The sequence below is a fragment of the Lentzea terrae genome (genome assembly GCF_003265345.1).
Classification (GTDB): Bacteria; Actinomycetota; Actinomycetes; order Mycobacteriales; family Pseudonocardiaceae; genus Lentzea; species Lentzea terrae.
Window position 1 is genome coordinate 184,424 of sequence record NZ_QFWW01000024.1, and the last position, 13,949, is coordinate 198,372.

Annotated in this window: 13 protein-coding genes; 4 read left to right on the forward strand and 9 right to left on the reverse strand. The window is 68.5% G+C overall.

Features of this window, described 5'->3' with window-relative positions:
* Positions 1–12 precede the first annotated feature (12 nt).
* Positions 13–1,110, forward strand: coding sequence for an acyltransferase family protein (locus tag DI276_RS30495; RefSeq protein WP_112269640.1), 1,098 nt, complete (start codon positions 13–15; stop codon positions 1,108–1,110).
* On the opposite strand, the gene DI276_RS30500 is transcribed toward DI276_RS30495, so the two are convergent.
* From DI276_RS30500 to DI276_RS30535, 9 genes are all read right to left on the reverse strand, one after another.
* Positions 1,073–2,779, reverse strand: coding sequence for a 1-deoxy-D-xylulose-5-phosphate synthase (locus tag DI276_RS30500; protein ID WP_112269641.1), 1,707 nt, complete (start codon positions 2,777–2,779; stop codon positions 1,073–1,075). The two genes, DI276_RS30495 and DI276_RS30500, sit on opposite strands and share 38 nt — an antisense overlap.
* Positions 2,769–3,710 (reverse strand): 4-hydroxy-3-methylbut-2-enyl diphosphate reductase, encoded by a 942-nt coding sequence (gene ispH / locus DI276_RS30505; RefSeq protein ID WP_112269642.1) that lies wholly within the window; start codon positions 3,708–3,710, stop codon positions 2,769–2,771. The genes DI276_RS30500 and ispH overlap by 11 nt, the downstream gene beginning before the upstream one ends.
* A 10-nt stretch (positions 3,711–3,720) precedes the next feature.
* Positions 3,721–4,767 (reverse strand): family 2 encapsulin nanocompartment cargo protein polyprenyl transferase, encoded by a 1,047-nt coding sequence (locus DI276_RS30510; protein WP_112269643.1) that lies wholly within the window; start codon positions 4,765–4,767, stop codon positions 3,721–3,723.
* A gap of 2 nt (positions 4,768–4,769) precedes the next feature.
* Positions 4,770–6,128 carry a family 2B encapsulin nanocompartment shell protein gene (locus DI276_RS30515; RefSeq protein ID WP_112269645.1) on the reverse strand — a complete coding sequence of 453 codons (1,359 nt, stop codon included), beginning with the start codon at positions 6,126–6,128 and terminating at the stop codon, positions 4,770–4,772.
* Between the two features lie 54 nt (positions 6,129–6,182).
* Positions 6,183–7,187, reverse strand: a complete 1,005-nt coding sequence (locus tag DI276_RS30520; protein ID WP_112269647.1) for a terpene synthase family protein — start codon at positions 7,185–7,187, stop codon at positions 6,183–6,185.
* Entirely contained in the window at positions 7,180–8,259 is a 1,080-nt protein-coding gene (locus DI276_RS30525) for a terpene synthase family protein (protein ID WP_112269649.1), read from the reverse strand. Before DI276_RS30525 ends, DI276_RS30520 begins: the two co-directional genes overlap by 8 nt.
* Entirely contained in the window at positions 8,259–9,665 is a 1,407-nt protein-coding gene (locus DI276_RS30530) for a family 2B encapsulin nanocompartment shell protein (RefSeq protein WP_198680998.1), read from the reverse strand. The genes DI276_RS30525 and DI276_RS30530 overlap by 1 nt, the downstream gene beginning before the upstream one ends.
* A 403-nt stretch (positions 9,666–10,068) precedes the next feature.
* Positions 10,069–10,542 (reverse strand): heme-degrading domain-containing protein, encoded by a 474-nt coding sequence (locus tag DI276_RS51325; protein WP_198680999.1) that lies wholly within the window; start codon positions 10,540–10,542, stop codon positions 10,069–10,071.
* Positions 10,539–11,555: a Gfo/Idh/MocA family protein gene (locus DI276_RS30535; RefSeq protein WP_198681000.1), complete on the reverse strand. Its 1,017-nt coding sequence runs from the start codon at positions 11,553–11,555 to the stop codon at positions 10,539–10,541. Before DI276_RS30535 ends, DI276_RS51325 begins: the two co-directional genes overlap by 4 nt.
* Before the next feature lie 28 nt (positions 11,556–11,583).
* Between DI276_RS30535 and DI276_RS30540 the strand changes: the two genes are divergently transcribed.
* The 3 genes from DI276_RS30540 to DI276_RS30550 all read left to right on the forward strand — a co-directional run bounded on the left by DI276_RS30540 (position 11,584) and on the right by DI276_RS30550 (position 13,924).
* Complete coding sequence (locus tag DI276_RS30540) at positions 11,584–12,555, forward strand: ROK family transcriptional regulator (RefSeq protein ID WP_232837029.1); 972 nt, start codon at positions 11,584–11,586, stop codon at positions 12,553–12,555.
* A 173-nt stretch (positions 12,556–12,728) separates the two neighbouring features.
* The gene (locus tag DI276_RS30545; protein WP_112269656.1) at positions 12,729–13,523 is read left to right on the forward strand and encodes a helix-turn-helix domain-containing protein; all 795 of its coding nucleotides are present in this window, start codon (positions 12,729–12,731) and stop codon (positions 13,521–13,523) included.
* Between the two features lie 2 nt (positions 13,524–13,525).
* Positions 13,526–13,924, forward strand: a complete 399-nt coding sequence (locus DI276_RS30550; RefSeq protein WP_112269658.1) for a VOC family protein — start codon at positions 13,526–13,528, stop codon at positions 13,922–13,924.
* The last annotated feature ends 25 nt before the right edge of the window (positions 13,925–13,949 follow it).

Genomic DNA, 13,949 nt, shown 5'->3' on the forward strand with positions numbered 1-13,949 from the left:
ACCATCGGAAGCATGAGATTGTCCGCTGTGGACAACTTGAAGGTGATCCTCGTGGCGTGGGTCATCGGTGGCCACGCGCTGCTCGGTTACGCCGCGGTCGGGGGCTGGCCGTACGACGAGGTCAACGAGGTCACGTTCCATCCCGGCGTGGAGACCGTGCTGGCGGCGTTGATCGGGCCGTCCGGGTTGTTCTTCATGGGCACGTTCTACTTCATGGCCGGGATCTTCACGCCGGACTCGATCGAGCGCAAAGGCACCAGGAGATTCGTCGCTGACCGGCTCGTCCGGCTCGGCACGCCCTGGATTCTCAGCGCGGTCGTCGTCTGGCCGACGTTCGTGTGGATCGCCTACAACGGTGCGGGACGACCAGTCAGCTGGTGGCACGCGTTCACGCATCGGGATCCGTTGCTGGACAGCGGATCGCTGTGGTTCGTGGGGGCGTTGCTGATCTTTTCGATAGCGCTCGCGCTGGCGCCGCCGATCAAACAGCGCGTCCTCACCACGCGGACCGTGGTGGGCATGACGATGCTGGTGGCGGGGACGACGTTCCTGACGAGATTGGTGTTTCCAGCGAGGAGCGGGCAGGTTGGCGACCTGCACCTGTGGTGGTGGCCGCAGTGCATCGGCATGTTCGTGCTGGGGGCTATCGGTGGGCGGAAGCTGGCCGAGCGGGTGCCGGACGACATTTACAAGGCGAGCCGCAACGTCGTCATCGCCACGATCGCGATGCTTCCGGTCGCGGCGGCGTTCCTGGGCGTGCTGGATCTCGCGAACAACGCCGATCCGTTCCTCGGTGGTTGGCGGTGGCAGGCGGCGGCGCTCGCGCTCACCGAGGGGATTCTGGTGGTGGCGGGCAGTTTGTGGCTCATCGGGCTGGCGCAGCGGCGGCTGACCGGGCAGGGGGCCTTCGCTGAAGGGCTGGCGCGGTCTGCTTACGTTGCGTTCATCGTGCAGGGGCCGATTCTGCTCAGCCTCGCCACGGCCATGCGCCCGCTGCAACTCCCCGCCGAGGTCAAGGCCCCACTAGTTGGTGCGGGGGCGATCGCGATCAGTTTCGCGATCGGCTGGTACGTCACTTCGCGCCGAGGCGCTTCAGCACGCTCGTCGTGATGCCGGCCGCGTCCAGGCCGTGCGCGCGCAGGATGCGGGCGCGGGAGTCGTGGGGCAGGAAGCGTGGTGGTAGCGCGAACGTTGCTACGCAGGAGGCTGTGCCGGTCAGCGCTTGACCGAGGCGTGCGCCCAGTGCACCCGTTGACGTCGTGTCTTCGACGGCGAGAACCAGTCGATGGCGGCCGCTGTACTTGACGAGGTGCGGGTCGAGCGGAGCTGTCCAGCGAGGGTCGACCACGTTGACGCGCACGTCATGTCCAGCTAGCTCCTCTGCCGCGGCCAAACAGGGACCCGCCATCGGGCCGACCGCCAAAAGTAGTACGTCGGCCTCCGGGACTTCGCGCAGCACGTCGAAGTGGCTCACCCGGCGCAGCGCGGGGATGTCCGGGCCTGCGGTGGCCTTCGGGTAGCGCACGACCGTCGGGCCGTCGGACACGTCGACGGCTTCGCGCAGCAACGCGGCCAACGACGCGGGATCGCGCGGAGCCGCCAACCGCAGGCCCGGCACGACGGGCAGCACGGACGCGTCCCACATGCCGTGGTGCGACGCGCCGTCCTGGCCGGTCACGCCGGCGCGGTCCAGCACGAACGTCACCGGCAACCGGTGCAGCGCAACGTCCATCAGCAGCTGGTCGAAGGCACGCGACAGGAAGGTCGCGTAAACACAGACGACAGGGTGCAGCCCGCCCATCGCGATGCCCGCGGCGGACGTCACGGCGTGCTGTTCGGCGATGCCCACGTCGAAGACGCGCGAAGGGAACTTCAGCGAGAACGGCCGCAGCCCCACCGGTTCCAGCATCGCCGCGGTCAGGCAGACGACGTCCGGACGTTCGGAGCCGATCGCGACGATCTCGTCGGAGAACGCGTCGGTCCAGGTGCGGCCACCGGACGAACCGGACGCGCCGACCGCGTGCATGCGATCGGACTCGTCGGTCTCGGCGGCCTCGTAACCCTTGCCCTTCACGGTTTTGCAGTGCACCACGACCGGGCGTCCGAGAGTTTTGGCCTCCCACAGGGCGTTCTCGACCGCGTGAACGTCGTGGCCGTCGACCTCGCCGATGTAGGCAAGACCCAGCGCCTCGAAGAGCCCGCGCGCCGTGCCGGCCAGCAACGAAGCGGCGAATCCGCCCGCAGTCGGGTCGTAGGAGCGGCCGTTGTCGTTCAACAGCACCACGACCGGCCGAGAAGACCCGCCGATGTTGTTCAACGCCTCCCAGCACATGCCACCGGTCAACGCGCCATCGCCGACGACCGCGACGACCCGGCGATCGGCACCGGCCAGCTCGAAGGCCTTCGCCAGACCGTCCGCATAGGACAGTGCGGTGGACGCGTGCGAGTTCTCGATCACGTCGTGCGCGGACTCGGCCGCCGACGGATAACCGGACAGACCACCGGCCTGACGCAACGAGTCGAAGTCGGAAACCCGCCCGGTCAGCATCTTGTGCACGTACGACTGGTGCCCGGTGTCGAACAGCACGACGTCGACAGGCGAGCAGAACACCCGGTGCACCGCGATCGACAGCTCGACGGCGCCGAGGTTCGGCCCCAGGTGCCCGCCGGTCCGATGCACCTTGGCGATGAGGAACGACCGGATCTCCTCGGCCAGCGAGCAAAGCGAAGAAGAAGGAAGCGCCCGGACGTCAGCGGGCGAGGTGATGTCAGCCAGCACGGCGCACCGCCAGCGGCAACGTGAAGGCGATCGTCTCGACGGCCGTCGTGTGCGTGGAAACCGTGACGGAACCCAAGGCCTGCAACGCGGACACCACCTCGTCGACCAACGACGGGGGAGCCGACGCACCTGCCGACAGACCCACCGAGGTCACTCCGACGAGCCACGCCGGATCGATCTCCGAGGCGTCGTCGATCAGGTGGGCCGGCGTGCCGGTGCGGGCGGCCAGCTCCACCATCCGCACCGAGTTGGACGAGTTCTTCGAGCCCACCACCAGCACCAGGTCCGACTGCTCGGCCACCTCCCGGATGGCGATCTGCCGGTTCGTGGTGGCGTAGCAGATGTCGTCGGACCCGGGACCGCGCAGCTGCGGGAACTTCCGCCGCAGCGCCTCGATCACCTCGACCGTCTCGTCCACCGCCAACGTCGTCTGCGTCAGATACGAGACCGGTCCGGTGATCTCCAGAGCCTGCACGTCCTCGACGGTCTCCACCAGCACCATCTGGCCGGGTGCCTCGCCCAGCGTCCCGTCGACCTCCTCGTGACCCGCGTGTCCGATGAGGACGATCGTGTCGCCGCGCTCGGCGAAGCGCCGAGCCTCGGCGTGCACCTTGGCCACCAGCGGACAGGTCGCGTCCAGCACGTCCAACGACCGGGAAACGGCCTCCGCGCGCACGGCGGGAGAGACGCCGTGCGCGGAGAACACCGCTGTGGCACCGAAGGGCACCTCGGAGAGCTCCTCCACGAACACCGCGCCGCGAGCCTCCAGCGCCCGGACCACGTGGAGGTTGTGCACGATCTGCTTGCGCACGTAGATGGGGCCGCCGCGCTGGTCGAGCAGCCGTTCCACGATCTCGATGGCGCGCTCCACCCCGGCGCAGAACGACCGGGGTGACGCGAGCAGCACCGAGCGCGGCGGATGTTCCGTCATCGGGTGCCTTTCAATGGTCTCGATGGGTGACCAGTTGGGCGAGCGTGCCCAGTTCCACGGCCGCGCGTGCCGTCGGAGAGGCCTCGCCGAGGTGAACCAGGGCCTGTGTGTGCAGCTCGTCGGCCTGCGTCTGGCTCCACGCGCGGCCACCGGCCAGATCCACCAGAGCAGCAGCCCGCGCAAGCGTTTCCGCGTTCATCTCGGCCGAGCCGAAGTACAACGACGCCAGCTCGGCGGACGCGGGCACACCGGCGGTCAGCGCGTGCACGACGGGTAAGGACTTCTTGCGGCTCATCAGATCCGAGTGCACGGCCTTGCCCGTCACCGCCGGGTCGCCCCAGATGCCGAGCAGGTCGTCCACGTGCTGGAACGCCAGACCGAGCTCGGCGCCGTAGCCGCGCATGGCCTCGATCTGCTCGTCGGTGCCGTCGCCGTAGAGCGCGCCCAAAGCCGTTGAAGCGCCGAGTAAAGCACCGGTCTTGCCGCGCGCCATCTGCTCGACCTCGGATACGCGGACATCGGAACGCGTCTCGAAGTCGAGATCGAACGCCTGCCCGTCGAGCAACGCCACGACGGCGTCGCCCAGCGTCCGGATCGCTTCGAGAGCGCGTGGATGTCCTGACGCCGCAAGCACATCCACGGCCAATGTCTGCAACGCGTCGCCCGCCAGTATCGCCGCGTTCACGCCGAACACGGTCCAGGCCGTCGCCCGGTGCCGGCGCGTCGTGTCGCCGTCCATCACGTCGTCGTGCAGCAGCGAGAAGTTGTGGATCAGCTCCACTGCCACCGCCGCCGGGACAGCAGAGGACGCGGCACCGCCGACGGCCTCGGCCGCGAGCAGCACCAACGCCGGGCGGATCGCCTTGCCGCCGTTCTCCAGCACCGGGTTGCCGTACTCGTCGCGCCACCCGTGGTGGTACTCCGCGATCGTGCGCAGCGACGGCGGCAACTGTTCGACGGCCTTGCGCAGAGCCGGGAGCACGAGCCCCCGGCTCCACGCGAGCACCTCGCCGGCAGGTCTGCCCGCCGCGAGAGGTTCGGTGAGTTCCGCAGTCATCGCTAGAGACCGATCTCCACGTTCTCCAGCACGCCCAGCGCGTCCGGCACCAGGATCGCGGCCGAGTAGTACGTCGACACCAGGTACTTGAGCATCGCGTGCTCGTCGATGCCCATGAACCGCACGTTGAGGCCGGGCTCGTACTCGTCCGGGATGCCGGTCTGGCGCAGGCCGACGACACCCTGCTTCTCCTCGCCCAGCCGCATCGCGAGGATCGACGTGGTGCCGTTCTTGTTGACCGGGATCTTGTCGCACGGCGCGATCGGGATGCCGCGCCACGACTGCAGCTGCTGGCCCTCGACCTCGACCGTCGGCGCGTACAGACCGCGCGCCGACAGCTGCCGGCCCAGCGCGGCGATCGCCTTGGGGTGCGCCAGGATCAGCTTGGTGTTGCGGCGCCGCGAGATCAGCTCGTCCATGTCGTCCGGCGTCACCGGACCGGACCTGGTGCTGACCCGCTGCTTGAGGTCGGCGTTGGCGATCAGGCCGAACTCCTTGTTGTTGACGAGCTCGAACTCCTGCCGCTCGCGCAGCGCCTCGATCGTCAGCCGCAACTGGTGCTCGACCTGGTCCATCGGCTGGCTGTAGAGGTCCGCCACACGGGTGTGGACGCGCAGGATCGTCTGCGCCACCGACAGTTCGTATTCGCGCGGCCGCAGCTCGTAGTCCACGAACGTGCCGGGCAGCGTCGGCTCGCCGTCGTGGCCGGACGCGAGCTTGATCTCCGCCTCACCGTGCTTGTTCGCCGCGCCGGACGGGCTGGCCAGCTGCTGCGCGATGTGGTCGCGCAACGGCTCGATCTGGCCGTTGAGCTGGTTGAACACCGCCCTGGACAACACCACCACGGTCGTCGGCGTCAACGCGCGGGCGGTGAAGTCCCACGTCGCCTCGACACCGGCGAGGACCTCGTTGTCACCGAAGTGCTCGCCGTCCGCGACGGTGCCGAGCGCCACCTCGTCGCCGTACTCGCCGCGGCCGGTCTTGGTGACCTTGCCGTGCGCGATGACGACGATCGAGTCGGCGGGGTCGCCGCGCTCCGCGATCACCTCACCCGGCTCGTACTCGCGCTGCTCGAAGCGGTTGGCGAGCGCGGTGAGCGCGGCCTCGTCGTCGAACCCGCGCAGCAACGGGAACTCGCACAGCTCCTGCGGCACCACCCGCACCTCGGAACCGACGCTGGTGAACGTGACCCGACCGTCACCGACGGCGTAGCTCAGGCGCCGGTTGACCCGGAACGCGCCACCCTTGGCCTCGACCCACGGCAGCATGCGCAGCAGCCAGCGGGGCGAGATGCCCTGCATCTGCGGTGCGGACTTGGTGGTCGTCGCGAGGTTGCGCGCAGCGGCCCGCGACAGGCTCATCTGCTGATCCTCGACCCCAACGCCCGGATCGGTAACAGTCACTGCGAATCCAATCTATTGACGAACCAGGACTGCGGCAGTGCCGAGTCCAGTGGGGGAGTGGAACGACTTCCGGGTGGGGGTGGGGGAGAAGCTGAATCTGCCGGATCTCTGCGACCAGAGCAGCTCGCCGGCGAGCCAGGACTTCAACGCCTCCACGTACCGGTGCAGCCCGGCACGAGTGGCTTCGTCCAGCGCGTACTCGTCCGCGATCGACGGCAGCTCGGCGATGATCGAACCGATCTGCCGCAACCGCGCGGCCACCAGGTCGGCGACCACCGAGACGGCCTGCTGCCGCTCGCACTCGAAGAACTGCTGCACCGCGAGCACCGCGCTGGTCGTGCTGGCACCGGAGCCGTAGAGGGCGTCGAACCCGAGGATCTCCTGGCGCAGACCGGGAACGTCGCCGAACGAGTCGATCAGCGCCTTCATCGTGGAGTTGCGCAACAACTCCGCGGGCAGCTCGGCGCCCACGGACTTCAACGCCAGCGTTGCGGACAGCTCACCGGCGTTGGTCTTGCGGCGCATCTCGACGAGGTCGATCGGGTCGGGCACCCGGCCCTGGGAGGTGTTGTGCAGCTCCCACAACATTCCTTCCAGCAGGTCGAGCACCCCTGCCCGGTCATCGTCGTCCAAAGTGGACCGCGAGACCAGGTCGGCGAGGCCCTTCTCGGCCGGGTTCAGCGGCAGCACCGACGAATCCGACAGGATCGACCTGAGCCGCGCGACGAACGCCTTGCCGCCCGGCACGTTGCGCGGCCGCAGGAACCCCTCGCGGAACGCGTCGTGCAGGTAGAAGCCCCACGTGTGCCAGTCGTTGATGTGCTTCAGGTCGTCGAGAGAGGCTGTCGGGTGGGTGAGCGGGCCGAAACCGCCGTAGTCGGCCGCGTCGTAGAACGCCTCGGTCCACGGCGTGCCGCCCAGCATCCCCATGTCCCGCACCCACGCCTTGGTGTGCTGGCGCACGCGATCCGCGTGCGGGGAAAGCCGTGCCGCGAACGGCATGTCGAAGTCAACCACGCGAGACCCCCAGCCATGCGCCGGAAGTGCCCAGACCGGTCGGCCCGCGCAGGATCGTGCGGAAGAACGCGGAGTTCCCGGCGCCACCGTCCACTTTGGTGTAGCGGCCGGCGTGCAGGTGCCATTCGTGCCCGCCGGACTGCCAGTCCTGCAAGCCCTTCACGTACTTGAGGACGCGAGCTTGCTCCAACGGGCCGACGCCGTGCTCGGAGAACAGCATCGGCAGCTCGGTGAACACGGTGTTCTCGAACTGGTGCAGCCGCGACGTCAGCAGGTTGTTCACGGCCTCGACCGCCGTCTGCGTGTCGTGGCCGAAGAACTTCTCGAACACCAGGACACCGTTGGAGTTCTCGCCCTCGCGCTGCACTTCCCGCTCGTACGAGAAGATGTCGTTGCGCAGGTGGATCGCGTCGGAGAACGTGTCGGAGAGGACCCGCAGCGGTCGGGTGCCCGCGATGGACGCGGGCAGCTCGGCAGCCTCGGAGACCTCCACCAGGTTCGCCGACCACGGCGCGCCGCCGACCTTGCGGCGCATCTCGATGTACTCGATCGGGTTGGCGACGGTGCCGGACGCCATGTTCTTGATTTCCCACATGCACTCGAGCAGCAGGTTGTGGGTGCTCGTGGTGAACCGGCGCCGCCAGTCCTCCGACATCAGCCCAATCGTGCGCTGCCAGAGGTCGACGAGGCCGCGTTCGGTCGGGTTGACCGGCTCCGGCGTCGGGTCCGTGCCGTTGATCGGCATGAACGCCGGCAGCCGGTCGAGATACGCCTTGGCGCCAGCCACGTCCGTGTTCTGTTTGAACTCCGCGAAGAACTCGTCGTCGAAGTAGAAGACCCAGACGTACCAGTCCGTGATGAGGTCGAGGATCTCCGCGGGCGCGTCGGGATGGGTCCACGCGCACATGAACCCGTAGTCGTCGCCCGCGAGGATCTCCGGAGTCCACACCCCGGTGTCGAGCATCCCCATGTCCCGCGCCCACTGCGTGGAGTGGACGCGGGCGCGCTCGAGGTGCGGGTTCATCCGCGCCGGGTGCGGCACGTAGAACTCCGGCATGGTGAACGTTGTCATCAGCCTTCGCGACCGAGCTCGACGTGCTCCAGCACACCGATCGCGTCCGGCACCATGATGGCGGCCGAGTAGTAGGCGCTGACCAGGTAGTTGATGATCGCCTGGTCGTTGATGCCCATGAACCGCACGGAAAGCCCCGGCTGGTACTCGTCCGGGATGCCGGTCTGGTGCAGGCCGATGACGCCCTGGTTCTGCTCGCCGGTGCGGATCAGCATCACCGACGACGTGCGGGTGTCCGAGATCGGGATCTTGTTGCACGGCAGCACCGGGATGCCGCGCCACGCCGGGATGGACTGGCCGTTGAAGTCGACGTGCTGCGGGTAGATCCCGCGCTTGTTCAGCTCGCGGCCGAACGCCGCGATCGTGCGCGGGTGAGCGACGAAGTAGCCGGGGTCCTTCCACACCACCGAAAGCAGCTCGTCGAAGTCGTCCGGGGTGGGCGGGCCGGACCGGGTGTGGATGCGCTGCTTGAGGTCCGCGTTGTGGAGCAGGCCGAACGACCGGTTGTTGACGATCTCGTGCTCCTGGCGCTCGCGCAGGGCTTCGATCGTGAGCCGCAACTGCTGCTCGACCTGGTCCATCGGGTTGTTGTAGAGATCGGCGACGCGGGTGTGCACCTGCAGCACGGTCTGCGCGACGCTCAGCTCGTACTCGCGCGGCGAGAGCTCGTAGTCGACGAACGTGCCGGGCAGCACCGGCTCGCCGTCGTGGCCGGCGGACATGCCGATCTCGGCCTCGCCGAAGTCGTTCTGCGGCTTGTTGCGGCTGTTGAAGGCCTGCTGGATGTGCGCGCGCAGGCCGCCGGCCTCGCCGTTGAGGGCCTGGAAGTCCTCCCAGGACAGCGTGAGGACGGTGACCGGGGTGACGGCCTTGGCGGTGTACTCCCACTCGCCCTGCGGCCCGGCCAGCACGGTCTCGCCGAAGTACTCGCCGTCGGCCAGGTTGCCGAGCACGGTCTCGCCGCCGTACTCACCGGTGCCGATCTTGTCGACCTTGCCGTGCGCGATCAGCACGACGGTGTCCTTCGGCCGGCCCTTCTCGACGATCAGGTCGCCGATGCCGAACTCCTGCTGCTGGAACCGGCCGGCCAGCGCGGCGAGGACCGCCTCGTCGTCGAAGCCCTTCAGCAGCGACAGTTCGGTGAGCTCGGCAGGCACGACGCGGATGTCCGCGCCGACGTTGGTGAACGAGACACGGCCATCGCCCAGCGTGTAGGTGAGACGGCGGTTGACGCGGTACGCACCGCCCGCGGCCTGGACCCAGGGCAGTACTTTGAGCAGCCAGCGGGAAGTGATTCCCTGCATCTGCGGGACGGACTTGGTGGTAGTGGCCAGATTACGTGCGGCGGCCGTGCCCAAACTCAGCTGCTGACGGCCCTCATTGAGGTCAGAATCCGTCACAGTCACAACCCTGCACCCACCTATCTCAATGCGCTAATGGACCAATCCGATAAGCCGGAAAGGACGTTAGTTCGCGCAATTGAGAGCTGTGAAGGGGCCAAAAAGGCGACATTCGGGTGGGTGTCTTACGCCTGTAGGTGCTACGGAGCGTACAACTGGTGCACTACGCAAGAACCTTTGTATCGGCAGCCGGGTGACCTGTCGCTATTCGTCTGCCTGTGGAATTGGCCACTCGTTTGGTCCAGTAAGATCACTCTTTTGTGCGCATTGGTGAGGCGTGCTCGGCTGCTATACAACACCACTCCGAGTGGGTCGGAATCCACTCGAAGTGGTGTGTATCAATACAACGTTCCGCCTCTTGGTGCTAGTGGTAGCCGAGACTCGGACTTTGTACCAAGGACTATTCGTGCTATTGCGCGTCGCGGGAGTTCAGGAACGATTCCAGCTGAGTGACGACGAACGCGTGGTCCTCGGCCTGCGGCAACCCGGAGACGCCGACGGTGCCGACCGGGCCGGTGCCGCGCACGATGACCGGGAAGACGCCGCCGTGCGCCGCGTACAGGGCCGGGTCGAGGTGTGCCTCGTCCTCGAACGCCTTGCCCTTCTCGCGGAACGTCGTGCCGACGTAGAACGAGCTGTGGCCGAACCGGTCGACGACGCGGGCCTTGCGCTCCAGCCAGCTGTCGTTGTCCGGCGCGGTGCCCGGCAGCGAGGCGTGGAAGAGCCGGTGTCCGTTGCGCTGCACCGAGATCGCGATCGGCAGGCCCTGCTCGCGGGCAGCGTCGAGCAGGTGCAGGCCGAGTTCGATGGCGACGTCGTTGCCGAACCTGGTGAACTGCAGGCGCCGCTCCTGGGCGAGCAACTCTTCGCTGGTGGGGTTCACAGTTCCACCACCCGGTTCTCGCGCGCGGACGTGAAGGCGGCCTCGATGACCTCGAGCGCGGACACGCTGCCGGCCGGGTCGACGGGGATCCGCCCGGCCTGCAGCTCGGCGTAAAAGGTCTCGTAGGCGCCGAGCTCGACGGGGACCTCGACCGTCTCGCCGAGGACGCCCAGTTGGCCGCTGCGGGTCTCGTAACCCCAGTTGGGGTCGGTCGGCCGGCGGCCGGCGTCGAGCGCGTCCTCCTGCTCGTCCAGGCCGTTGATCACGAATGCGCCCTCGCTGCCGAGCACGCGGAACCGCGGCCCGTGGTTGGCGGCGTGCGCGTTGGCCCACAGGTGTGAGTGGACGCCGTTCTCGTGCGTCAACGCCACGAACACGTCGTCGTCGACCTGCGCGCCGGGCCTGCGCAGGTCCAGTTCGGCGTAGACGCTCCTGACCGGACCGAACAGCTGCAGCGCCTGGTCGACGAGGTGCGCGCCGAGGTCGTAGAGCAGGCCGCCGGCCTCTTCCGGAGCGCCGAACTCGCGCCAGTTGTCCCAGATCTCGGGCACCCAGCGCTCGTATCGAGACTCGAACCGCCTGATGTCGCCCAACTGGCCGATGATCTTGCGCACGGTCAGGAAGTCGCTGTCCCAGCGGCGGTTCTGGAAGACCGTGAGCGGCACGCCCTTGGCCTGCGCGGCGGCCACGAGATCCTTCGCCTCGGCGCTCGTCGGCGCGAACGGCTTGTCCACGACGACCGCGACACCCTTGTCGATCGCTCGCCGGGCGTACTCGACGTGCGTCCGGTTCGGGGAGCCGACGACGATCAGGTCGAGGTCCAGCTCGAACAGCTCGTCGGCGGTCACGATCTTGGCGTCCGGGTGTGCGGCACTGGCCTGTGCCTGCCGCTCGGGGTTCGCCGTGACGATCGCGACGAGGTCCATGCCGTCGGTCGAGGAGATGAGCGGGGCGTGGAACACCCGTCCCGCGATGCCGTAGCCCAGCAGTCCGACTCGTGTCATGCTTCTCATTAAAGCAACGCTGTTGCATAATTGCCACGTGGACCTCACCTCGCTGCGTTCGCACAACAACCGGACCGTGCTCGGCCTGGTTCGCAAAGGGGCTCTGAGCAGGGCGGACATCTCCGTCTCCGTGCAGCTGACCCCGCAGGCGGTCTCGAAGATCGTGGCGCGGCTCATCGAGGAGGGCCTGCTGGAGGAGACCGGTGCGGTTCGAGCCGGCGGCCGCGGCAAGCCCCGGATGTCACTCCAACTGCGCGCGGACGGGGCGCGGGCATACGGCGCGCACGTCGACCGTGACGAGCTGAGAGTGGTGCTGCTCGACCTGACCGGTGAGGTGGTGTCGTCCTCGGTCGTGCCGCTGCCCGCGCTGTTCACGCCGGACGACGTGCTGGACGCGCTGGTCCCGCTCGTGCAGCCGGGGGAGCGGGTGCTCGGGCTGGGCATCGGGATCGCCGGGCCGCTGGACTTCCCGAGCGGCGTGGTCGACCCGAACGGCCTGCCCGGCTGGAAGGGCGTGCCGCTGCGGGCGTTGGCCGAGGAACGGCTCGGGCTGCCTGTCGTCGTCGACAAGGACACGAACGCGGCCGTGCTCGCCGAGGCGTGGCAACGGCCCATGCGGGACGCGGCGGTGGTGTACGCGGGCACGGGCCTGGGCGCGGGATTGTTGCTGGGCGGTGAGGTGCACCGCGGCGCCCGGTCGGGTGCGGGCGAGTTCGGGCACACCACGATCCAGCTCGACGGACCGCTCTGCGTGTGCGGGCGGCGCGGGTGCGTGGAGGCGGTGCACGCTCTTGCCGGGGTGGACGCGCCGAAGGTCCTCGGTGCGGCGGTGACGAACCTGGTGCAGCTGCTGGACCTGGACCAGATCGTCCTGAGTGGACGGTCGGTGCTGGAGGCACAGGACGCCTACCTGGCGGCGATGCCGGACGTGGACGTCAGCGTCACCTCGTACGGCGCTGATCTGGTGCCGGTCGGCGCCGGGCTGCTGGTGCTGGGGGAGTTGTTCTAGTGGCGCGTCCCGGAACGTAGGCGAGGTGATCCACGCTCAGCAGGGCGCCTCGCGGCACCGCCCCCGCGCCCCCGTACAACCAGTACGAGGACGCGGGGGCGGCACCACGATGCACCCGTCTGACCGCGAATTCCCCCGGCAACGTTCCGGGCCACACCACTAGCATCGGTGGCATGGACGTCGAGCACGTCGTCGGCCTGCCGCACCCGAGGCTGCGGCCGTTCGTGACGCGGTACTCCGGGTATCGGATGCGCACCGAGCCCGGCATTCACCGCGGCCTGCCGTCGCGCTCGCTCACCCTGGTCGTGACGATGGACGGCACCGTCGACCTCGCCGACGGCCGGTTCGCCACGTTGTGCGGCGGCCTGTACGACGAGGCCGTGATCATCACGCACGACGGTTTCCAGCACGGCGTCCAGTGCGACCTCACGCCGTTGGGGATGCGGGCGCTCTTCGGCATGCCCGCAGGCGTTCTGGCAGCGACCACGGTCGGGCTGGACACGCTCGACGCACCCGCCGGTGAGCTGCGCGAACGGCTGCAGACCGCGACGACGTGGACGGACCGGTTCGCCGAGCTGGACCTCGTGCTGGGGCGGTTGCTGCGGCCGGTCGAGCAGCAGGTCGAGGTGGCGTGGGCGTGGCAGCGGCTCGCCGAGGGCAGGCCGGTGGGGGAGATCGCCGCCGAGGTCGGGTGGAGCCGGCAGCACCTTAGCGCGCGGTTCGCGGCGGAGTACGGGCTGACGCCCAAGGTCATGGCGCGCGTGATGCGGTTCGAGCGGGCCAACCGGATGCTGCGCGGCGAGACCAGGCCGACGCTCACCGAGGTGGCCGCTGCCTGCGGCTACACCGACCAGGCGCACTTCAACCGGGACTGGCGGGCGCTGGTCGGGGCCACCCCGACCGAGTGGATGGACGCCGAGCTTCCATTCGTACAAGGCAGCGAACCCCGGGGAGTCGCAGAGTTGTAGCCATGACTACACCTGCACCTACCTGTTGGCCCACGTTGTCCTATCGGGACGCCCCCGCCGCGATCCGCTTTCTCGTGGAAGGGTTCGGCTTCAAGGAACATCTCGTCGTGCCCGGTCAGGCTGACGGCGAGGTCGTGCACTGCGAGATGGTCTGGCCGGAGGGCGGCGGCGTGATGCTCGGATCCGCCGAGCGCTCGGTCGGCGAGGTCGAGGCGACCGCCGTCGGCGCGGGGTCCATCTACGTGGTGACCGACCGGCCCGACGAGATCCACGCGCAGTGCATGGCGCTTGGGGCGACCGAAATTCGCGGACTGCGCGACGAGGACTACGGCTCGCGCGGCTTCACCGTCGCCGACCCCGAGGGCAACCGCTGGAGCTTCGGCACCTATCGCGGTGCGTGACGCAACCTGCACACGAGGTTTGGAG